This window comes from Mycobacterium sp. MFM001 (assembly GCF_003402475.1).
In the GTDB taxonomy this organism is placed as follows: Bacteria; Actinomycetota; Actinomycetes; order Mycobacteriales; family Mycobacteriaceae; genus Mycobacterium.
This window is the reverse complement of record NZ_BFAB01000004.1, coordinates 271,848-291,375: the sequence shown is the minus strand read 5'-3', so window position 1 is coordinate 291,375 and position 19,528 is coordinate 271,848. Positions and strand designations below refer to the sequence as shown.

Sequence of the window (19,528 nt, the reverse complement as noted above, 5' to 3'; positions counted from 1 at the left end):
AGCTGTCTACTACGTTCCGCCGAATTCCGGGCGCAGGACCGAACTCAGTGGAGCCAGCGGGATGTGCGGCTCCACGGTGCCGCCGTCCATCGACCATTGCTGCAGCTGGTCGTACTGGACAGGGGAGTCGTGGCCCACCGGATAGTCCGGCATGTACAGGATCAGCTCGTCGGGTGTGAGCACCCACGCCTTGTAACCGCCCGAGTACACCTTGTCCGGCGTCCACCGGTCAAGGGTGAACGGGTATGTCCCGGAGGAGTGCTGCCACGCAGCCCGGTCGAGCGCCTGCTGGATGAACGGCTCGGCCAGCGGCGGAATGGCCGCCCGCGGATCCACGCCGGGTCTGGTGATATCGGCGAGCTCGAGACGCCTGCCGCTAGCCATGTCGAACGTGAAAGTGCGGTAGGCGTTGTTGATCCACGGTCCGTCGGCGTGGTAGTCCTCGTGGAACGCCACGCTGAGCGCGGGCCCGTGCTGGAACACCTGGTAGTTCTCCTCACCCCAGCTGTCCTGCACCATCGTGGCGCCCTTGGTGCGCCAGTTCTGCGACAGTGTTCGCAGGTAGTCGCGAATCACCGGTCCGGCGGTGGGGTTGTCGACGAGATCACCCGGGATGGCCATCTTGATGTCGCGCACCGCTTTTCGCTCGGAGGTCACCGAGGAGTGGCAGTACTGGCCGTCCCATTGTCCGCCGAGCTCGCCGCAGAAGGTCTGAGCTGACGCCGACGCCACCGGCGCACTGGTCAAGGCGGCAGCCGTCAGCCAGGCTAGGGTAATTCGACTTTGCTTGCGAGCCATCGGTTGTCGACTTTCTCCATCGTCATCTTCATCCGGCTGCGATCAACGCGGCCGTCGGGCCGCGCCGCATTGGTGACCGTCTGGTCGACCATCAACAGCACGACGACCTTGTCTTTGGCTTCCGACTGGATGGCCGACGCGACGACGACGCCGTGCGCGGTGGCCTTGTTGTCGATCAGCAACTGCCGAAGCTGCACACTGGCCTTGGTGTACATGTCTTTGAATTGGCCTGTGGCACCGCCCAGTACAGCGGCGAAGTTCTGGTCCACCTGGTTGGAGTCGATGCTGGTCAGCACCTGCGCATAGTCGACCGCGCTCTGCCGGGCAGCCTGGGCACCCTGGCTGATCGTATGCTCGTCCCACAACTTCCAGCCCAGCATCCCGGCGACGCCGAATGCGGCGACGAACACTGCGGCCACCAGCCCGATGCGCACGTACTTCATGATCGTCTCCAATTCAGCGAGGCGGTTCGACGGGCAGCGTCGGCCCGCCGTAGGGCGTGGGAATCGTGAAGCGGCCCTTGGGTGTTGGGTCGGTGGTATGACCCAGATCCGCGCCCGGCGGTGGGCCGGCGGTGTCGTCGCCGCCAGGCCGGGGCGCGTTCTTGGCGCCACGGATCAGCACCTCGGGGTCGTCGTCTCGGCAGTACGTGTAGAGGAACGGTTCGGGATAGTCCGCCGACGACGACGGCCGGCGCGGGGTGCCGTAGTCGCAGGTGTACCGCGGGTAGATGTCCGCCGTGGCCCACAGCCCGTGCTCGTGCATCGTGGTCGCCAACGCCTCCAGCGTCGACCCGCGATAGTTGGGGAACACCGCGTTGAGCGCCGGAACGCGGACGTACACCAACCGCGCGGTTGTCACCAGGTTGGCCAGCAACCCGACCATGGTGTCCGAGTTGTCGTCGAACAGGTTGTCCACCGAGGACAGCACACCCGGTGTCCGGTCGACGAACCGCCGGAACCCGCCGTCCATCTTGTTGACCCCGGCCATCACCTGGGCGACATCTTGTGTCGCGGCCGCCAGCCCGGCGTTCTTGTCGGCAAGCGTGGTCAGCACCACCCGGCTGGTTTTCAGCACCGAAACCGTCTGCGGCAGCACAGGATCCATAGTGGACAGCAGGAACATGCCGCCGTCGATGATGTCGGTGAGCTTGCGCGGTCCCTCCTTGCTCAGGCTCAGTTCCTTCTTGACGAGCTCGAGCTTCTTCGGATCGGTCTGGGCCAGCAGCCCGTCGGCGTCGGCGAGCAGCGCTGACAGCGGAACCGGGGTCGTGGCCCGTTCGGCGCCGACCACGCTGCCATTGGCCAGGAACGGGCCGGTGTTCGACGCGGGCTCGAAGTCGATGTACTGCTCGCCCGCCGGCGACAGCCCCGACACGCGCACGGGGCTCGACGCCGGGATCTTGACGTTCTTCTTGATGTCAGCGATCACGTCGACGCCGGACGGCGTGGCCTCCAGCGATTCGATGCGCCCGACCCGGATTCCGCGGATGGCAACGTCCTGATTGGGCAGCAGGCCACCGGATTCCGGCAGCTGAATCTTGACGCGATAGGTCGCGTCCAGCGGGTTCACCCGCAGCGCGCCGATCAACAGATATGCCACGGCCACCACGAGTGTCAGTGCGAGCGCCATCCCGGACAACCACGCCCGCTGGCGGTGGCCCGCCCGGACGATGCCGACAATCAGCCGGCTCAAGGTGTCGATCATCCCGGTGGCTCCTGGGCGAACGGATCCGGCGGTGCCTCTCCCGGCGGCGCCGGCGGCAGCGGCGGGCCGACCGCCGTCCACGGGTCCTGACCCATCGAAGTGTTCGGGCCGCGCCCGATGACACGTTCCTGCAGTCGCCACAGGGCGTACTTGAGCGAGCCGATGAGCTTGTTGATGTCGCGGTGCATCGGGCCGTGGAAGACCGGATCACCCTTGAATCCACCGGTTTCCGCTCCGGTGCCCGGCCGCGATCCCATGACCAGCCGGTCGAAGCTGGCACGCACCGAAATCGCCGAGCTCGACGTGCCCTTGACCAGCGGCGCGATCAGCCTGTTGAGGGCGGCCAGGCTGGTGTCTGGGCTCACCGAGACGTCATTCCACGCCGCGGCAATAGCATTCGCGTCTTTGATGACGCTGCGGCCGGTCTTGTCGGTGCCGGCGATCGACGGGAACTTCTGCAGCTGGCGGGTAATGGCGCCGACTTGCTCGACGACATCGGCGATTTGGTCGGCGTCGGCCGACAACACGTCGGTCGCCGGCCCGACCGCCCGCAAGACGTCGGTGATGGCCTGGTTCTTCTCGTCGAGCCGATCGGCCAGCCGCGCGGTTTCGCTCAGCGCCTCGTCGATCTGGCCGGATCGGGCGTTGAGCTTGACCAGCAGCGCGTTGGTTCGATTGATCAGGTCGCCGAACGCCTGTCCCTGGTCGCCGGTCGCCTTACCGGCGCCATTGACGATATTGGTGAAGTTGCGCACCGCGCCGCCGTTGACCAGCAGTGCCGCCGAGCTGAGCACGGACTCCACGGTGGCGGCGGCGCGGGTCGATTCCAGGCCGATGGTGTCGCCGCTGTGCAACAGCGGTACGTTGGGCTGCAACGGGTTTGGCTTGATCGCGATGAACACGTCGCCGAGCGGGGTGGCTGAGCGCAGCTCGGCGGTACTTCCCACCGGGACCCGGACGCCGTCCATGATGCGCAACGTGGTTTGGGCGGTGTAGTTTCGCGCGACCATCGACTCGAGTTGGCCGACATCGGCGCCGGCGAGTTTCACCTTGGCGTGTGCGGGCAGGTTCAGTGCGTTGGAGAAGACGGCGTGCAGCAGGTATCCGCCATTGCCGATCCCCGGCGCCGGCAGCGGCAGGCTGCTCAGCCCGTTGGTGGCACAACCGGCGGTCACGGCTGCGGCGGCAATGACCGCCAACGCTTTGTGCGCCATCGTTATTGTCCCATCGCCGAGAGACCGTCGAGGATGTACGTCAGGCCGAAGTCGGGCCCGTAGTCCTGCAATGTTCCGGTGCTGCAGCCCAATTGACGCAGGTGCATGAGATTGCAGATCTCTTTGGCGGACTGGCTGTCGGTCAGCGCCTTGTCGAGCAGGCCGTGCACCCGGATTGCTCCGTTGTTCTGGTCGACGGTGTTGTAGAGGTTCTCCAGGGTCAGCGGAAGCACGTCGAGCATCTCGGCGACACCGCGCTGGTTGTCCACAATCGATTTGGCGGCGGTGTCGCCGTTGCGGATCGCCTGCTTCAGGTTTTCCCGGTTCGCCTCGATCAGGGAAGCAACCTGGTCGAGAATCCTGTTGATCGTGCGGCCGGTGGCGCCGGTGCCGAATTGTTCGTCGGCGAGCATCTGGCTGAGCTGATGTGTCGTCGAGCCGAATTCGCGTACCTTGGCGTCGTTGCGGGCGGCGGCCTCTACCAGCGAGCTGAGGTTGGTAATGATCGTGGTCAGCTCGTCGCGCGTGGTCTCGCCCCGTTCGGAACTGAGCCGCAATGCTTTCGAGAGCTCGTCGAGAGCCGACAGGATCTTTTGACCGTTGCCGTCGGAGATTCCGACCGCGGCATCGGTCAGCTCGGCGATCGGTCCGCCGCCTTTGCCGTTGCCCTTGAGCGACTTCGAGACCTTGTCGAGCATGTCGAGCACCCGGTCGAAGGCGACCGGCGTCTTGGTGCGGGTCAGCCCGATCGTGTCGTGGTTCTTCAACACCGGCCCACCGCGATAGGGCGGCGTCAACTCGATCTGGCGGGCGGTCAGGATGGAGGTGGTGACCGTTACCGCCTGCGCGGCGGCGGGAATCTTGACGTGCTTGTCGACGGTGAACTCGACCTCGACGTAGCTGCCCTTCGACGTGATCTTGGAGACCGTACCAACCGGCATGCCCAGCACCGCAACCGCGTTGCCCTCGTAAAGGCCTGCGGCACTGTCGAATTGGGCGGTCAGCGTGATGGTATCGAGCCGGGACTTGACGTAATAGCCGACCACCCCGAGGCCCGCGACGGCCAGCACGGCCGCAGCCGCGACCACCGCGATAACCCTGCGCCTGGTCATTTGCAGTCCTTGAAGTACTGGATCATGCCGAACTCCTTGGCGCGCCCACTGATCGCGCACATCCACGAGTCGATGGCAAGCCCGTTGGCCAGGTTGAACTCGACGACGGGCCCGTACCCGGTGGCGTTCGTCAGGCCGCGCAGCGGCACCGGCGCGGCCTGCAGCAGATTGCGCAGCAGGTCGTCGTGCTGGCCGACCATGTTGGTGAGCTCGTGCAGGTTGGTGAACAGCTCGTCGAGCATCGGCCGGTGGTTGACGACGATCTTGTCGAGCTGGTCGACCAGCTGGGTCAGCGCTGCCAGCATGGCGTGAAAGGTGGCCTCCCGCGCCACCAAGTGGCCGATCAGGTCCTGGCCCTGATCCATCAGGTTGCCAAGATTCGTCTGCTGGCGCCGCAGCGTGTTGGCCACCCGCTGCGTGCTCTTGAGCAGTGCGCCGAGCTGGTCACGACGGTCGGCGGTGATCGCCGAGAGAGTGTGCAGGTTAGCCATCGCCTGCGGAACCAGCGGCGGCACACCCTCGAGCTGCCTACCCAGCACGGCCAGCGATTGCGCGAACTGGTCGGAGTCGACCTGCTCGAATGTCGTTGTGGCGTCTTCGAGTAGCGACTGCAGGTCGTAGGGCACGTCGGTGTGCGCCAGGCTGATCGTCTTGCCGGGCAGCGAACCGGGCCCGTCGGGCACCAGTTCGAGATAGCGCGAGCCCAGGATCGTCATGACCTTGATGACCGCCCTGGTATCCTTGCCCAGCGGCACGTTGTCGCGCACCTTCAACCCGGCCTCGACGTGATCACCCGCGAGCTTGATGCTCGACACGCTGCCGACCTCGATGCCGGCGATCGTGATCGGGTTGCCGGCACGCAGCGACGCCGCCTGCAGGAATTCGGCGGTGTAGTGGGTGTAGCCGATGCCGAGCACCTTGACCAACAACGATGCAGCGACAAGAACCCCGACCACCGCCAAGGCGACGAACCCGAGCCAGGTCTTGTTGTACGACTCCAGCGGCCGGCGCCTAGCCATTGGCCATGTTCCTGCATCGCGGGGTGTGCCAGCCCAGGTTCTTCGTGGTGATCGGATAGGCGTTGCCCGGGGTCGCCGCGTTGACGATGAACGTGGTGATGTCGTTGAGCCCCGGGAAGAATCCGGTGGCGTTGAGGTCGCAGGCATAGGCGTTGCCGTAAGACCCCTCGTCGACGATCCGCGCCAAACCCTTGAGCAGCAGCGGCAGGTTGTCACCAGTGAACGCCAGCTGTGGCTCCATGCCGGCCATGTGTTTGGTGAAACCCGGCTGGCGGGTGATCATCTCGTCCAAGGCGGGGTAGACGTCGTCGGCGATCGCGGAAAGCCGGCGGGTGACCGCAGCGATCGAGCCGACCGACGACTGCAGCGACGGCCGGCGGGCATCGAAATCCGCCATCACGTCGAGGGTTTGGCTCAGCGCGTGGTCGAGATCATCGTTCTGCGCGGCGACACTGTCGGTGACTCTGGTCAGGCTGGTGATCAGATCACCGAGCGCTTGGTCGCGCGCGGACAGCGTGCGGGACAGCGTCGACGTCTGCTCCACCAGCTGCGGGATCGACGCCCGGTCACCCTGCAGCGACTGGATCACCCCTTTGGTGAGGTCGTCGGCCTGCTTCGGATTCAGCAGCGAGAACAGCGGTTCGAAGCCGTTGAGCAGCTTTCCGACGTCGAACGACGGATCGGTCTGCTGCACTCCGATCACGCTTCCGGGCGGCAGCTGGCTCCGGCTGCCGGTCTCGCCGAGCGACAGCCCGAGATAGCGCTGCCCGATGATGTTCTGGTAGGTCACCGACGCGACGGTGTTGCCGTACACCTGTTGGTCGTTTTGGACGATGAACGAAACCTTCGCCAGTTTGCCTGCGAGCTCGATGTTTTCGACACGACCGACCCGGACGCCGGCCATCCGGACGTCGTCGCCGACGCGCAGCCCGTAGACGTCGGTGAACATCGCCGCATACGGCGTCGTCGACCCGGACACGTCGCGCCGAAGCGTTGCGTACACCAACCACGTCACGGCAGTGGCGATCACCATGAAAATGGACAGCCCGATCAGCGGGCCGCGGAACTTCATTTCACGCCCACCGTCGTACCGCGGGCCACCGGCCCCAGCAGTAGCTGGGTCGCCACCGACGCCGGATGCGGCTGCCCGGTGATCAGGCCCAGCTGATCGCGTTCGCGTTGGCTACCCACCGGGCCCACGTTTCCGCCGTACGACGCGGGCGCGGCCTCGGCGGGCAGCGGGGGTGGCGGCGGCGGAGCATCGTCGGGATCGGCCGTGCCGGGAACCCGTGGTGCCGGACCAGTGGGCCACGGCCACCACGGCAACGGCGGATTGGGGTCCTCCAGGTTGGGGCCGCCAGGGTTGACCAGCGGCGGCCCGACCGCGACCAGGTTGCCGTCCGGCCCGATCTGAGTGCCGGGTGGCGGCGCGAGATCCGCTGGCGGATGGTAGTTCTGCGGCAACAACACCTCAGGTAGGTCGGCCCGCACTGCGATCTCCGGGGCGGTGAAGCAGCTGGGGCCCTTCAACTCGCCGTAGCGCGGGCAGTCGGCGCGGGTGTAGGTGTAGGTAGGCGTCAGCGCCAGGTTGACCCGCATGTTGCCGGTATCCAGCTCGGGATCCCACACCTCGTCAAAGAACTTGTCCGACAACCGCTTCAACCGGGTGAAGATGGGCAGGAACTTGTCGCTGTTGATCGCGAACACGCCCACGGCCGGCGTGAGGTTCTGCGTCATCTCGATCAGCTGGTCGGTGTGGTTGTCGAACGCCTGCCGGGTCACTCCGAACGTGTGCTGCGAGCCAGCCACCAAAGACAGGAATTGGGCGCGTTTTTCGGCCAGCGTCTGCATCGGCCGGACCGCGTCGTGCAGGGCGTCGACGAGCTCCGGCGCGGTGGACTGCAGGCCCCGGGTGGCGTCCAGCAGCGCCGACACCGTCGTCGGGCCAGGCTCGGCGGCCACGATCGCGTTGAGCTCGTTCAGCACCCGGGTCAACTGGGCACCGGCCGTGAGCAGCTTGACGCGCCGGTTCTCGGTGGCCGCGCCGACGGCGGCCAGGATGCCTACGCTGTGGTCCTCGCGTCCCCGCCCGGTCGCGGCGAGGATGTCACGCAGCTTGCTGATGGTGGTCTGGAAGATCACCGTGGACAGTTCGGTGTCTTCGCGGATGTGCGCGCCGTTGCGGATGCCTGCGCCCTGGCCGCGGTCGACGAGCTGCACGGACGACACCGCGAACACGTTGCTGGGCACCACCCGTGCGGTCACGGTGGCCGGGATCTGGGTGGCGTATTCGGGTTTGAGGTTGATGTGCACGTAGTTGGGTTTGCCGTACGTCGCAGGGATGACGTTGTCGACGGCGCCGACCAGCAGGCCGTGGTATTTCACGTCGGAACGCTGCGGCAGCCCGTCGCCGACGTTGATCAGCTCGGCAACTACCCGGACGTAGTCGTTGAGTCGCCCGGTGGACTTCAGCAGCAGGGTTCCGGTGACCGCGGCGATCACCAGCAGAACGGTCACGCCGTACGCCAGCAGCTGCTGATCGGAGGGGCCTCGCCCGTCGAGATCCAGCGAATTCCCCATCTAGCCACCGAATCTCGCGCCGGCGTCGATGCTCCACAACGCCATGGTGAGCAGCATGTTGACCATGATCACGACGGTGATGCTCGCTCGCATGGCATGCCCGGCGGCCACCCCCACCCCTTCGGGACCGCCGCCGGCGTAAAACCCGTAGTAGCACTGCACGGTGGAGGAAATCCACACGAACACCACGCATTTGAGCACCGAATAGATGATGTCCTTGCCGCTCAACATCATCGTGAAGTAGTGCAGGTACGGGCCGACGGATCCGCCGCTGATCACACCGGCGACCAGCTGGCAGGTCAGGTAGGTGACGGCCAGGCAGGCCACATAGAGCGGGATCACGGCGATGATCGAGGCCATCAGCCGCGTGGTGACCAGGAACGGGATCGGCCGAATCGCCAGCGAATCCAGCGCGTCGATCTCCTCGGCGATCCGCATCGCGCCCAGCTGCGCGGTGAATCGGCAACCGGCCTGCATCGCGAATGCCAGCGACGCCATGATCGGCGCGAGTTCTCGAGTGTTCACCAGCGACGAGATGATGCCGGTCGCGGGACCCAGGCCGAGCAGGTTGAGGAAGTTGTAGCCCTCGACGGCGACCAGTGCGCCCGCCGTGAACCCGAGGACCACCGCGACTCCGGCGGTGCCGCCACCGACCACGATTGAGCCGTTGCCCCAAGCGATATCGGAGAGCAGTCGCAGGAATTCCTTGCGGTATTGCCGCAGCGACGCAGGTACGGCAACCAGAGCGCGCGCGAAGAACACCAGCATGTGCCCCAGCCGGATCGTCGGCGTGGAAGCCCTGCGGTAGATCGCGACGACCGGTCGCGCGACGGCGGGGACGTAGGTCGAGGCGGTCATCTAGCGCCGCTCCTCAGCATCGCTTCGCTCTGCATTGTCGCCGGCGCGCATGGTCACAGACCTGTCCGCGGAAACAGCACGTTGTAGAGCTGGCTGATGCCGACGTTGACGATCATCAGCACCAAAATCGCTTCCACCACAGCCGCATTCACCGAGTCGGCGACACCCGTCGGCCCGCCCCTGGTGGAAAGGCCCTTCTGGCAGGCCACCACCGCGACGATGCCGCCGTACACGACGGCCTTGCACAGCGCCACGATCATGTCGCCGGTGGTGGCGAACGACGAGAACGTCGCGACGAAGCTGCCCGGTGCGCCACGCTGGAAGTAGACGTTGAACAGGTAGCTCGCCAAAAAGCCGACAAAGCAGGTGATTCCGGTGAGGGCGACGCCGATCATGATCGCCGCGGCGAACCGCGGCACCACCAGGCGGCGGATCACCGAAACGCCCATGACCTCCATGGCATCGGTTTCCTCTCGCATGGTGCGCGAGCCCAGGTCCGCGGTGATCGCAGACCCGACGGCCGCCGCCATCAGCACCGCCGCCACCAGCGACGCGGCCTGCCGGATCACGGCCAGCCCGCTCGCCGCTCCGGCCAGCGACGTCGCACCAACCTGATTGGCCAGCAGCGCGAACTGGATCGACAGCGTCACCCCGATCGGCAGCGCCACCAGCACCGTCGGCAGCACGGCTGTGCCCGCCATGAACGCGCCCTGCCGCAAAAACTCGATCCACTGGAAGCGTCCGGTGAACAGGTCGACGAAGAAATATTGGATGGTCCGCACGGCCAGGACGTACTGCTCTCCGACGGTGGTGAGTGACGCGAGCGGGTGCCGACGGACGTACCCTGCGGTCCACTCTTCGATGGCGGCCACGCCGTCAGGCGCCAGATCCGTGCCACGATCCACGGCGAGCATGTTAATCATGATTCTGCGCCGAGCGGAAGGCTTTCGCGAAACTGGCCGGAGCAAGCAGGCGCCGTGATCAACGACCGTAGCACCATGCGCGTCAGGTGGCGGATCGCCGAGTCACATGAATTCCTACAGAAGCCCTGGATTTGTAAAGAACGCCAGTCTCACAACCGGTTTCGACGACATCAGCCAACTGTGCCGCAGCAACCCGCTCGGCGGCGCTGCAGCCCTGAACCTGCGAGACATCGTGCGACTCTCCGCTAACCTCCCCGGCAGGCGGATCAGGGAACGGAAGCCGGCTCTTGTTAACGAGAATTTCGTCATTTACGGTGGCCTCATGCGTCCGACCGCGGTGTTGCGTGCGGCGGGCGGTCTGGCTGCGGCCGCGGTCGGACTGGCCGGCGTCGCGCATGCCGATCCGAATCCACCGCCACCGCTGCCAGTGTTCAGCCCGGCGCCGAGCGACTGGTCGCCCAACTTCGACATCTGGCCGTACAACACCTTCACCTATCGGGTGACACCGGAGATGGTCGGCGGCATGTCGGACTCGTGCCAGTGGTTCAACGCGCAGTTCGACCCGCTGATGGGCCAGATCAACGAGTTCAACCGCAACCTCGGCGACCACCACGACGACTACTCGGCCGCCGGTGTGCAACGCCAGGCTGATGCCGTCGTCGCCAATATCGACCAGTCGACGGCCTTCTTGGCACCGCGGGTCAAGCCGTTGATTGTCACCAACACTCCCGACAACTTCGGCCCGTACTCGCCGATATACGGGGGTGAATCGATGGCCAGCGTGGCGTTTCAGCTGTCGCGAATCGGCACCAGTATCAAGAAGAAAGACCCGTCAGGCGTTACCCACGCCAACATCGTGGCAGCGACGGGATGGGGTAACGCGATCCGCGATTTGGGGGCATGCAGCTGATGACCACTAGCACCGAGAACGACACCGTGGCCGAAGACACTGCGGCTGAAGACACCGAAGAGTCCGTTGAGGAGGAACCGCAAGAGCCGCAAGGACGGCCGCGCAGAATAGGCCGATGGGTCGCGGCCGGCGTGCTTGCCGCCGTACTGGCCGGCGTCGGATACGAAGGGTGGCTGCTGTATCAGCACCATCAGGTCAAGGTCGCTTCGGCCCAAGCAGTGGACGCCGCAACCAAATACGCGCTGGCGCTCACCAGCATCGACACCAAGGCGATCGACAAGAACTTCACCGACGTTCTCGACGGCGCCACTGGCGAGTTCAAAGACATGTATACCCAGTCGAGCGCGCAGTTGCGTCAGACGCTGGTGGACAACAAGGCGGCCGCACACGGCAATGTCATCGAAGCGGCAGTGAAGTCGGCCAGCACGAACAAGGTCGAGGTGGTGCTGTTCGTCGATCAGTCGGTGAGCAATGCTGCTGCGCCCGAGCCGCAGTTGGACCGCAGCCGGGTCACGATGACGATGGAGAAGGTCGACGGCCGATGGCTGGCCAGCAAGGTCGAGCTGCCGTGAGAATTGCGGCGCGCGTTGCTATGTGGCGTCCCCGCGCAATTCCCAGAAACGGGTGCTTTCCTCTTGGGGGCCGGGCGGAGTGTGGACCCAGATCGCCAACACGATGGTGATCATCACCCATCCGATGGCGGCGGTCGGGATCGCCCAGGCGCGACGGACGAGCAACGCAGTACCGCATTTGCCGGCTATGTCGTCACCGCCGGCGTCGGCGGCCTGGGTCAGGTTGGCGCTGAAGCCTCTGCCGCAAGTGATCTGAACTCCGTAGTGGTCGAACTGGTCGAGATAGACCGGCCACCACAGGGCCAGCAATCCGACGGTGATCAGCACTACGGCCACCACACCGGCGAAGAAGTGGCTGTGACTCAGATGTCGCACAATGCTTTCTCACCTCCTTTCAAATCAGCTTGCGGCGCCGCCGGATTCGGCTGCGCACGTCGGTCAGCAGCACATAGCTGCCGCCCTGCCGGATGAACTTGGGCAGAAACCGGTTGACCAGTGCCACCAACAAAAAGAGGTATTCGAATCGACGCTGCTGACCGGGCGTCCACGAGACCTGCAACGCATCGCGGAAAACCGGAGCAAGAAAACCGGTGGTCAAGAACCGCAACAGCGGGACGAAGATGCGCAGCGGCGGCGTGATCATCCGCAGGCTGATCAGGTCCTGCAGGTACCTCCGCACGGTGTCGTCGAGCACTACACGCCCGCACGCCTCGTTCCAGTACGGATCGAAATCCGCACGGGTCGCCGGCCATTGGTCCTCGGTGACCTGCAGCGTGGTGCCAAGCGGGAACGCCGAGCGGTAGAAGTGCTCGGCCAGCTCGCCGGTCAGCTTGCCGCGCAGAAGCTCATAGGTGTCTTCCAGCCCGACGAAAAGGCAAGCCGCGACCCACATTTGCAGATCGCGGTCGAAACCGCTGTATTTGACCGGGCTCTCGGGGCCTGAGCGGACTTCCCGGTGCGCGACGTCGACGGCGTCGCGGAAGGCGGCCCGGTCCTCGGGGCTGCCCAGAATCGCCACCGCCAGATAGCTGAACGTGGTGCGGGCACGCTTCCAAGGGTGCTTCATCAGGCTGCCGGATTCGACCTTGCTCTCGATCACCCCGTAGCCGACACCGGGCCACGACAATTGCATGACGACATTGGCGGCGCCAGCGGCGAACGACCAGAAGTCCAGAGCGTCGGCGACGGTGGCCGGCCGGTTGTCCCACCGTGCGGTGCGGCGGGTGATGTGAATACGGGTATCAGCGGTCGTCAGCGGCGCGCCGGCTTCGGCGGTCATGTCATACAGACATCGGCGAACAACAGCACCGGCCACGACACGATCGACCCGAGGAACGACACCACCAGATCGGCTCCGTGCATCTTGTGCAGATGATCGGTGTGCGTCGTCGACCAGATCACGCCGACCAGCAAGTACGGCGTTCCGACGATCAGGGCGAGCCCGATCAGTTCGGCGACGGTGATCTGGAAGCCAAGCACCTGGCGAACCTTCTCCAGCATGTGCGTCCCTTCGGCAGGAAACCCGTGCGCCGTAGCTCCGGCGACGGAATAGCATTTATGTTAATAAAGGTTCTGACCCAGCGGTAGGTTTTCGAGACTGTGAATCTACGGCTAGGGTGAGGCGGTGACGACCGCTCGTGCGCAGTCGGCGGCGCCGGTGCGCCGACGGCCGAAAGACCGCAAGGCGCAGATCGCGCGCGCCGCGGCCGAGGCCTTCAGCGCGCAGGGCTATCACGCGGTCAGCATGGAGGCCATCGCGGCCAAGGTCGGGATATCGGCGGCGGCGCTGTACCGGCATTACTCCGGTAAGTACAACCTGTTTCGCGACGCGGTGCTCGCGCTGGGCCAGCAGCTGGTCGACTGCACCGACTTCGCGGACGCCGAGCCCACCGATGCCGATCCGGCCGCCATGCTGGAGCGCTTGGTCGACGCACTCGTTGACGTGACGCTGGCCAACCGGGAGTCCGGCGGTCTGTACCGCTGGCAGGCCCGCTATCTGCACGGCGAGGACGAGGCCACGCTGGCCGATCAGCTGCGGGTGGTCAACCGCCGAATTCAGCGTCCTCTCATGGCAATTCGGCCGGCATTGACGTCGTCGCAGCGGTGGATGCTTTCGTCGGGAACGCTCAGTGTCATCGGCAGCATCGTCGACCATCGGGTCCGGCTGCCCGACGACGATATCCGCGCGCTGCTGCGCGAAGCCGCTCTAGCGGTGCTCGCCGCCGACCTCCCGCATCCGGACGACATCGTCGGCCGCCCAGCGGCCTGGCGGATCTTCGCCTCGGATGCCGGCATGTACGAAGCCCTGCTGGGCGCGGCGATGGTGTTGTTCAACCACCACGGGTACTCCGAAACCAGCATGGCGCAAATCGCGTCGGCGGTCGGCATTCCCGTATCGGGCATTTACCGGTACTTCTCCGGCAAGTGCGAGATCCTGTCCACCGGATTGCGCCGCGCGGCCGACCGGGTCTCCGGCCACCTGTCGGCGATCCTCGGCGATCTGCGAGAGCCACGCCAGATGCTGACCGTGCTGATCGAGGCGTTTGTGGCGACGTCGTTCGCCAACCCCGAACTGGCGTCCATCTACTACACCGAGCGGGTCAACCTGACCCGCACCGACCAGGAGCTGCTGCGCGACGTGCAGCGGACCACGATCGATTCCTGGACGCGGCTGCTGGAGGCGGCGCGGCCGGCGTTGACGGCAGCGCAGGCGCGGTTTTTGGTACACGCCGCGATGGCGCTGGTGGTCGACCTGGGCCGGCTGGTGCACTACGAAGAATCGGCCGAGCAGTCCGCCTACCCGCAGGCATGTGTGCGAAAGCTGATGCAGGCTACGCTTTTTGGCCGTTCCGAATAGCGCTGCCACCCAGATAGGCCAGGTAGGCGATCAACCCGACGATCGCCGCGCTGCGGGTCCGCCGGCTGGAAAAGCCCAGCCCGAGCACCGTTTCGATCCCGCCGTTGGTGTAGATGTGCTGGCGGGTGTTGCGGGGGAACACCGGCTTGCTGATCGGCTCGAACAACTGCGGGCTGGTGAAGTGGGACACCCCGGCGCCTGCCAAGGCCAAACCCGAGAATCGGGCGACACGGTTGCTCTTGCGTGACATGGGGCTCCTTAGGCGATTGCGTAGTCGTCCAACGGGAATTTAGACCCGTCCCGCACCGCGTTGCGCACCGAGGTGGGCCGCAGCAGGGTCGCCTCGCCGCTGTGGTTGAAGTAGTAGGACCGCGAGGTGGCGCAGTCGCCGGCGTAGAAGACCGAGCTGTCCAGATGCCGGGTCATCCGATCCAGGAAGCGGGCATTGGCCTCTTCGGTCACCTCGAAAGTCGTTGCGCCCCTGCGCTTGACCTCACCGAGCAGCCGATCCATGTGCCGCATCTGGTATTCCATGGTGTTGAAGAACGACAGCCCGGAGAAGGCGTACGGGCTGGCCAGGCTCAGGTAGTTCGGGAAATACGGAATCGAGACACCCTGGTAGGCCTGGAACCTGTTCTCCCGCCACCACTTGCCGAGGTTGCGGCCTTCGCGACCGACCACCTCGATGGCCGGGAAGTTGGCGTCCCACAGGTCGAATCCGGTGGCCAGCACCAGCGTGTCGATGTCGGCCTTGTTGCCGTCGTTGGTGACGATGCCGTCCGGCTCGATCCGGTCGATGCCGCCGGTCTCTAAGTGCACGTGCGGTTTGGTGAAGCTGCGGTAGTAGTCGTTGGACCAGCTCGGCCGCTTGCAGCCGATGTCGTAGTCCGGGGTCAGCTTGCGCCGCAACTCCTTGTCGCGAACCTGCACGAACCGGTGAATCTTGCACAGGTCCATCGCGGCGATGGACAGCCGCCGGAAGTAGCGGTAGTTCAGCACGCCGGTGACCGTCATGACCTCGAGCAGGCCGTCGGTCACCCACCGCACTGCCCGCTGGGTGAGCGGCACCCGGGCGAAGAGCCGCTGCACGGCCGGCGAGATCCGGAAGTCGACCTTGGGCGCCACCCAGATCGCAGTGCGCTGATACACCGTCAGGTCGGCGACGGTCTTGGCCAGCTCCGGAATGAGCTGGATGGCGGTGGCACCGGTGCCGATCAGCCCGACCCGGCGGCCGGCGAAGTCGTAACTGTCGTCCCAGGCCGTGGTGTGGATGATCCTGCCCTCGAAGGAGGAGATGCCGGGAATGTCCGGGGTGTGCGGCTGGGACAGGAAGCCGGTCGCGGTGATCAGGAAGCGGGTGGTCAGCGTTTCGCCGCCGGCCAGCGCCACCCGCCAGATCTGCGAGTCCTCGTCCCAGCGGGCGCCCTCGACGGTGGTGTTGAACCGCATGTAGCGGCGGACGTCGTATTTGTCGGCGACGTGGTCGGCGTACTGCTTGAGCTCGGGACCCGTCGCGAACAGCCGCGACCAGTAGGGGTTGGGTTCGAACCAGTACGAGTACGTGGTCGACGGGATGTCGACGGCCAGGCCCGGGTACCGGTTGACGTGCCAGGTGCCGCCCAGGTCGGCCTCGCGATCGAGGATGACGAAGTTGTCGTAGCCGAGCCGCTTCAGCTGGATCGCGGTGCCGATACCGGCGAAGCCCGCACCCACGATGACGAAGTCATACTGTGGTGAGTCCATGACGCGACTATACAGAACCCGCGGTACCGGATAGTAGACGCAGCGCCGCATCGACGGCCAGCGCAGCCACGTCGAGGCTCTTGGCGCCCAGGTCGTGCCGTGCGCCGGTGATCTCGACGACCTCGGTCGGCGCCGGAATCAGCGCGGCGGCGTCGCGCACTTCGTCGAGAGAGCCGAACGGGTCCGACGTCCCGTGGGTGAACACCGTCGGCACCGCGATGTCGGGCAGGTGCTGGGTGCGCGGGCGTTCCGGCTTGCCGGGGGGATGCACGGGGTAGGAGAACAGGGTCAACAGATCTACCGGCGCATCCCCGGCGGCCACCACCATCGACGTCTGCCGGCCGCCGTAGGAATGCCCGCCGGTGATCAGCGGGCCGTCGGCGAGCTTGCGGCACACGGTGATGGCCTCGACGATGCCGGCGCGGTCGGTGGCCGCCGAACCGGACGGCGGCCCTTTGGGTCTGCGCCGCCGGTAGGGCAGGTTGTAGCGCACCGCCAGCCAGCCGCGCCGCGCCCACTCGTCGCAAACCCGTTGCAACAGTGGGGATTCCCGGTTGCCGCCGGCGCCGTGCGTCAACACCACCACGCCCGACGGGGTGCCGTCGGGATGGTGCGCGACGCCGGCGATCTCCTCGAGGTTCATGTCCCAAGCCGGAACAGCGGGGACACCGGGCCGTGCCCATGGCCGAGTGGATATGAGGCGCGCAGGCATTCGGTCACCCAGTCCTTGGCGAAGGCGACGGCGTCCGGGACGGGGTAGCCGTGCGCGAGCGCGCACGCCGTCGCGGCGGCCAGAGTGTCACCGGAGCCGTGGTCGTGGATGGTGTCCACTCGCGGCGACTCGAACTCGTGAAAGTCGTTGCCGTCGAACAGCAAATCGGTGCTGCGCTCCGAGTCGCGCAAGTGCCCGCCCTTGACCAGCGCCCACGTCGGCCCCAGGTCGTGCAGCGCGCGGGCCGCTTCGCGCTGAGACTCGGCGTCGACGACTTCGATGCCCACCAGCAGCCGCACCTCGTGCAGATTCGGCGTGACGAGCGTGGCCAACGGAAACAGTTCGCCGCGAAGCGAATCCAGCCCGCCCGCGTCCAGCAGCGGGTCGCCGTGCATCGACGCGCACACCGGGTCCACCACCAGCGGCGCGTCCGGTGCGTGGTCGCGCCACGCCGACGCGACGGCCTCGATGATCTCGGCGGAGGCCAGCATGCCGGTCTTGGCGGCCTGCAACCCGATGTCGTGGCACACCACCTCGATCTGGGCGGCGATCACGTTGCCGGGAACCTTGTGAAAACCCTTGACGCCCACCGAGTTCTGCACCGTCACCGCGGTCACCGCGCAGAGCGCATGCACGCCCAGCAGCGTGCAGGTGCGCACGTCGGCCTGAATGCCGGCACCGCCGCCGGAATCCGACCCGGCGATGGCCAGCACCCGCAGCGGCGTTGTCCCCGCAGGTGCTAAAGGCAGGTATTTCACTGCGCGATCGGCAGATACACCCGATTGCCGTGCTCGGCGAACTCGGCCGACTTCTCCGCCATCGCCGCTTCGATGGCCTCCTCGCTGTCCAGACCGTGCTCAGCGGCGTAGTCGCGGACGTCCTGGGTGATGCGCATCGAGCAGAACTTCGGGCCGCACATCGAGCAGAAGTGCGCGGTCTTGGCCGGTTCGGCGGGCAGCGTCTCGTCGTGGAATTCCCGCGCAGTGTCGGGGTCCAGCGACAGCGCGAACTGGTCGTTCCACCGGAACTCGAATCGCGCCGTCGACAACGCGTCGTCCCGTTCCTGGGCGCGCGGATGACCCTTCGCCAGATCCGCTGCGTGCGCGGCGATCTTGTAGGCGATCACCCCGTCCTTGACGTCCTTGCGGTCCGGCAGCCCCAGATGCTCCTTGGGCGTGACGTAGCACAGCATCGCGGTGCCGGCCTGCGCGATGATCGCCGCGCCGATCGCCGACGTGATGTGGTCATAGGCCGGGGCGATGTCGGTGGCCAGCGGGCCCAGCGTGTAGAACGGCGCCTCCTCGCACAGCTCCTCTTCAAGCCGCACGTTCTCGACGATCTTGTGCATCGGGATATGTCCGGGCCCTTCGATCATCACTTGCGCGCCATGGGCTTTCGCGATCTTGGTCAGCTCGCCCAGGGTGCGCAGCTCGGCGAATTGGGCGGCGTCGTTGGCGTCGGCGATCGAGCCGGGCCGCAGGCCGTCGCCCAGCGAGAACGTCACGTCGTAGCGGGCGAAGATGTCGGCCAGCTCCTCAAAATGCGTGTAGAGGAACGACTCCTGGTGGTGCGCCAGGCACCACGCCGCCATGATCGACCCGCCGCGGCTCACGATGCCGGTGACCCGCTTGGCGGTCAGCGGCACGTACCGCAGCAGCACCCCGGCGTGCACGGTCATGTAGTCGACACCCTGCTCGCACTGCTCGATCACGGTGTCGCGGTAGATCTCCCACGTCAGCAAGGTCGGATCGCCCTTGACCTTCTCCAGCGCCTGATAGATCGGCACGGTGCCGACCGGCACCGGCGAGTTGCGGATGATCCACTCGCGGGTTTCGTGGATGTCCTTGCCGGTGGACAGGTCCATGATCGTGTCGGCGCCCCAGCGGGTGGCCCACACCATCTTGTCGACCTCCTCGGCGATCGAGCTCGTGACCGCCGAGTTGCCGATGTTCGCGTTGACCTTCACCGCGAACGCCTTGCCGATGACCATCGGCTCGCTCTCGGGGTGGTTGTGGTTAGCCGGAATCACCGCGCGGCCGCGCGCGACCTCGTCCCGCACCAATTCGGCGGGCATCCCTTCCCGCAAGGCGATGAACGCCATCTCCGCGGTGATCTCGCCGTTGCGGGCCCGCTGCAACTGGGTGCCGCGGTCACGCACCACGCCCGGACGCGGCGGCAGCCCACGGTGCACGTCGATCACGGCGTCGGGGTCGGTGTACGGCCCGGACGTGTCGTAGAGGTCGAAGTGCTCGCCGTTGGACAGGTTGACCCGGCGGAACGGAACACCGTCGCGGTAGATCTTGGTGCTGCCCGCGATGGGCCCGGTGGTCACGGTTGGCTCGACAGTTGCAGTCATTTTTCCTCTCCCTACGCCGGCATTACCCGGTCAGGTTCATACGGTCGACGGCCCCCGAGCCGTCCTCTCAGCTCACTTGGGTGAGCTCCCGCGTGGATGCGTCGGACCCTGACCACGCTAGCGCAGTGCGACCGCGGCGGCTGGAAAGAATTCGACCGAGGCACAAC

General features: G+C 66.0%; 21 protein-coding genes and 1 riboswitch. Of the genes, 3 read left to right on the top strand and 18 right to left on the bottom strand.

Annotated elements, in window-relative coordinates:
* Nucleotides 1-9: 9 nt before the first annotated feature.
* From MFM001_RS09540 to MFM001_RS09495, 10 genes are read right to left on the bottom strand one after another with little or no spacing between them, the layout of a single operon-like run.
* Nucleotides 10-798, bottom strand: coding sequence for a mannan-binding family protein (locus tag MFM001_RS09540; protein ID WP_116375000.1), 789 nt, complete (start codon nucleotides 796-798; stop codon nucleotides 10-12).
* Complete coding sequence (locus MFM001_RS09535; RefSeq protein ID WP_371685521.1) at nucleotides 768-1,340, bottom strand: Mce protein; 573 nt, start codon at nucleotides 1,338-1,340, stop codon at nucleotides 768-770. Before MFM001_RS09535 ends, MFM001_RS09540 begins: the two co-directional genes overlap by 31 nt.
* Nucleotides 1,255-2,505: an MlaD family protein gene (locus MFM001_RS09530; RefSeq protein ID WP_116375099.1), complete on the bottom strand. Its 1,251-nt coding sequence runs from the start codon at nucleotides 2,503-2,505 to the stop codon at nucleotides 1,255-1,257. The genes MFM001_RS09535 and MFM001_RS09530 overlap by 86 nt, the downstream gene beginning before the upstream one ends.
* The gene (locus tag MFM001_RS09525) at nucleotides 2,502-3,719 is read right to left on the bottom strand and encodes an MlaD family protein (protein WP_116374999.1); all 1,218 of its coding nucleotides are present in this window, start codon (nucleotides 3,717-3,719) and stop codon (nucleotides 2,502-2,504) included. Before MFM001_RS09525 ends, MFM001_RS09530 begins: the two co-directional genes overlap by 4 nt.
* A gap of 2 nt (nucleotides 3,720-3,721) precedes the next feature.
* A complete protein-coding gene (locus tag MFM001_RS09520) occupies nucleotides 3,722-4,831 on the bottom strand; it encodes an MCE family protein (RefSeq protein WP_371685515.1) in 1,110 nt (369 codons plus the stop codon).
* Nucleotides 4,828-5,850 carry an MCE family protein gene (locus MFM001_RS09515; RefSeq protein WP_116374998.1) on the bottom strand — a complete coding sequence of 341 codons (1,023 nt, stop codon included), beginning with the start codon at nucleotides 5,848-5,850 and terminating at the stop codon, nucleotides 4,828-4,830. Before MFM001_RS09515 ends, MFM001_RS09520 begins: the two co-directional genes overlap by 4 nt.
* Entirely contained in the window at nucleotides 5,843-6,922 is a 1,080-nt protein-coding gene (locus tag MFM001_RS09510) for an MCE family protein (protein ID WP_116374997.1), read from the bottom strand. Before MFM001_RS09510 ends, MFM001_RS09515 begins: the two co-directional genes overlap by 8 nt.
* The gene (locus MFM001_RS09505) at nucleotides 6,919-8,430 is read right to left on the bottom strand and encodes an MlaD family protein (protein ID WP_116374996.1); all 1,512 of its coding nucleotides are present in this window, start codon (nucleotides 8,428-8,430) and stop codon (nucleotides 6,919-6,921) included. The genes MFM001_RS09510 and MFM001_RS09505 overlap by 4 nt, the downstream gene beginning before the upstream one ends.
* Nucleotides 8,431-9,288, bottom strand: coding sequence for an ABC transporter permease (locus MFM001_RS09500; RefSeq protein WP_116374995.1), 858 nt, complete (start codon nucleotides 9,286-9,288; stop codon nucleotides 8,431-8,433).
* A 53-nt stretch (nucleotides 9,289-9,341) separates the two neighbouring features.
* A complete protein-coding gene (locus tag MFM001_RS09495; RefSeq protein WP_238159056.1) occupies nucleotides 9,342-10,193 on the bottom strand; it encodes an ABC transporter permease in 852 nt (283 codons plus the stop codon).
* A 340-nt stretch (nucleotides 10,194-10,533) separates the two neighbouring features.
* Here MFM001_RS09495 and MFM001_RS09490 point away from each other — a divergent pair, with 340 nt between their 5' ends.
* Together MFM001_RS09490 and MFM001_RS09485 are read left to right on the top strand one after the other, a co-directional pair.
* Nucleotides 10,534-11,121 (top strand): hypothetical protein, encoded by a 588-nt coding sequence (locus MFM001_RS09490; RefSeq protein ID WP_116374993.1) that lies wholly within the window; start codon nucleotides 10,534-10,536, stop codon nucleotides 11,119-11,121.
* A complete protein-coding gene (locus tag MFM001_RS09485; RefSeq protein ID WP_371685512.1) occupies nucleotides 11,121-11,693 on the top strand; it encodes an Mce protein in 573 nt (190 codons plus the stop codon). Before MFM001_RS09490 ends, MFM001_RS09485 begins: the two co-directional genes overlap by 1 nt.
* Nucleotides 11,694-11,711: 18 nt before the next feature.
* On the opposite strand, the gene MFM001_RS09480 is transcribed toward MFM001_RS09485, so the two are convergent.
* Genes MFM001_RS09480 through MFM001_RS09470 form a run of 3 tightly spaced genes read right to left on the bottom strand, consistent with a single transcriptional unit; the run spans nucleotide 11,712 to nucleotide 13,193 of the window.
* Nucleotides 11,712-12,068: a hypothetical protein gene (locus MFM001_RS09480; protein WP_238159054.1), complete on the bottom strand. Its 357-nt coding sequence runs from the start codon at nucleotides 12,066-12,068 to the stop codon at nucleotides 11,712-11,714.
* Nucleotides 12,069-12,087: 19 nt separating this feature from the next.
* Entirely contained in the window at nucleotides 12,088-12,972 is an 885-nt protein-coding gene (locus MFM001_RS09475; protein WP_116374991.1) for an oxygenase MpaB family protein, read from the bottom strand.
* The gene (locus tag MFM001_RS09470; RefSeq protein ID WP_116374990.1) at nucleotides 12,969-13,193 is read right to left on the bottom strand and encodes a hypothetical protein; all 225 of its coding nucleotides are present in this window, start codon (nucleotides 13,191-13,193) and stop codon (nucleotides 12,969-12,971) included. Before MFM001_RS09470 ends, MFM001_RS09475 begins: the two co-directional genes overlap by 4 nt.
* A 157-nt stretch (nucleotides 13,194-13,350) precedes the next feature.
* Between MFM001_RS09470 and MFM001_RS09465 the strand changes: the two genes are divergently transcribed.
* Nucleotides 13,351-14,550, top strand: a complete 1,200-nt coding sequence (locus MFM001_RS09465; RefSeq protein ID WP_116375096.1) for a TetR/AcrR family transcriptional regulator — start codon at nucleotides 13,351-13,353, stop codon at nucleotides 14,548-14,550.
* On the opposite strand, the gene MFM001_RS09460 is transcribed toward MFM001_RS09465, so the two are convergent.
* From MFM001_RS09460 to thiC, 5 genes are all read right to left on the bottom strand, one after another.
* On the bottom strand, nucleotides 14,525-14,800 hold the full coding sequence (locus MFM001_RS09460) for a hypothetical protein (RefSeq protein ID WP_116374989.1): 276 nt from the start codon (nucleotides 14,798-14,800) through the stop codon (nucleotides 14,525-14,527). The two genes, MFM001_RS09465 and MFM001_RS09460, sit on opposite strands and share 26 nt — an antisense overlap.
* A gap of 8 nt (nucleotides 14,801-14,808) precedes the next feature.
* A complete protein-coding gene (locus MFM001_RS09455; RefSeq protein ID WP_116374988.1) occupies nucleotides 14,809-16,293 on the bottom strand; it encodes an NAD(P)/FAD-dependent oxidoreductase in 1,485 nt (494 codons plus the stop codon).
* A gap of 7 nt (nucleotides 16,294-16,300) precedes the next feature.
* The gene (locus tag MFM001_RS09450; protein ID WP_116374987.1) at nucleotides 16,301-16,936 is read right to left on the bottom strand and encodes an alpha/beta family hydrolase; all 636 of its coding nucleotides are present in this window, start codon (nucleotides 16,934-16,936) and stop codon (nucleotides 16,301-16,303) included.
* On the bottom strand, nucleotides 16,933-17,763 hold the full coding sequence (thiD, locus tag MFM001_RS09445; protein ID WP_116374986.1) for a bifunctional hydroxymethylpyrimidine kinase/phosphomethylpyrimidine kinase: 831 nt from the start codon (nucleotides 17,761-17,763) through the stop codon (nucleotides 16,933-16,935). The genes MFM001_RS09450 and thiD overlap by 4 nt, the downstream gene beginning before the upstream one ends.
* Complete coding sequence (gene thiC, locus MFM001_RS09440) at nucleotides 17,760-19,361, bottom strand: phosphomethylpyrimidine synthase ThiC (RefSeq protein WP_116374985.1); 1,602 nt, start codon at nucleotides 19,359-19,361, stop codon at nucleotides 17,760-17,762. Before thiC ends, thiD begins: the two co-directional genes overlap by 4 nt.
* A riboswitch (TPP riboswitch) is annotated at nucleotides 19,353-19,463 on the bottom strand. (Overlaps the previous gene by 9 nt.)
* Between the last annotated feature and the right edge of the window lie 65 nt (nucleotides 19,464-19,528).

What these genes read in the sequence shown, in the direction of transcription:
- MFM001_RS09540 (WP_116375000.1), bottom strand. Translation starts at nt 798, where the DNA reads ATGGCTCGCAAGCAAAGTCGAATTACCCTAGCCTGGCTGACGGCTGCC.
- MFM001_RS09530 (WP_116375099.1), bottom strand. Translation starts at nt 2,505, where the DNA reads ATGATCGACACCTTGAGCCGGCTGATTGTCGGCATCGTCCGGGCGGGC.
- MFM001_RS09525 (WP_116374999.1), bottom strand. Translation starts at nt 3,719, where the DNA reads ATGGCGCACAAAGCGTTGGCGGTCATTGCCGCCGCAGCCGTGACCGCC.
- MFM001_RS09520 (WP_371685515.1), bottom strand. Translation starts at nt 4,831, where the DNA reads ATGACCAGGCGCAGGGTTATCGCGGTGGTCGCGGCTGCGGCCGTGCTG.
- MFM001_RS09515 (WP_116374998.1), bottom strand. Translation starts at nt 5,850, where the DNA reads ATGGCTAGGCGCCGGCCGCTGGAGTCGTACAACAAGACCTGGCTCGGG.
- MFM001_RS09510 (WP_116374997.1), bottom strand. Translation starts at nt 6,922, where the DNA reads ATGAAGTTCCGCGGCCCGCTGATCGGGCTGTCCATTTTCATGGTGATC.
- MFM001_RS09505 (WP_116374996.1), bottom strand. Translation starts at nt 8,430, where the DNA reads ATGGGGAATTCGCTGGATCTCGACGGGCGAGGCCCCTCCGATCAGCAG.
- MFM001_RS09500 (WP_116374995.1), bottom strand. Translation starts at nt 9,288, where the DNA reads ATGACCGCCTCGACCTACGTCCCCGCCGTCGCGCGACCGGTCGTCGCG.
- MFM001_RS09490 (WP_116374993.1), top strand. Translation starts at nt 10,534, where the DNA reads ATGCGTCCGACCGCGGTGTTGCGTGCGGCGGGCGGTCTGGCTGCGGCC.
- MFM001_RS09485 (WP_371685512.1), top strand. Translation starts at nt 11,121, where the DNA reads ATGACCACTAGCACCGAGAACGACACCGTGGCCGAAGACACTGCGGCT.
- MFM001_RS09475 (WP_116374991.1), bottom strand. Translation starts at nt 12,972, where the DNA reads ATGACCGCCGAAGCCGGCGCGCCGCTGACGACCGCTGATACCCGTATT.
- MFM001_RS09470 (WP_116374990.1), bottom strand. Translation starts at nt 13,193, where the DNA reads ATGCTGGAGAAGGTTCGCCAGGTGCTTGGCTTCCAGATCACCGTCGCC.
- MFM001_RS09460 (WP_116374989.1), bottom strand. Translation starts at nt 14,800, where the DNA reads ATGTCACGCAAGAGCAACCGTGTCGCCCGATTCTCGGGTTTGGCCTTG.
- MFM001_RS09455 (WP_116374988.1), bottom strand. Translation starts at nt 16,293, where the DNA reads ATGGACTCACCACAGTATGACTTCGTCATCGTGGGTGCGGGCTTCGCC.
- MFM001_RS09450 (WP_116374987.1), bottom strand. Translation starts at nt 16,936, where the DNA reads ATGAACCTCGAGGAGATCGCCGGCGTCGCGCACCATCCCGACGGCACC.
- thiC (WP_116374985.1), bottom strand. Translation starts at nt 19,361, where the DNA reads ATGACTGCAACTGTCGAGCCAACCGTGACCACCGGGCCCATCGCGGGC.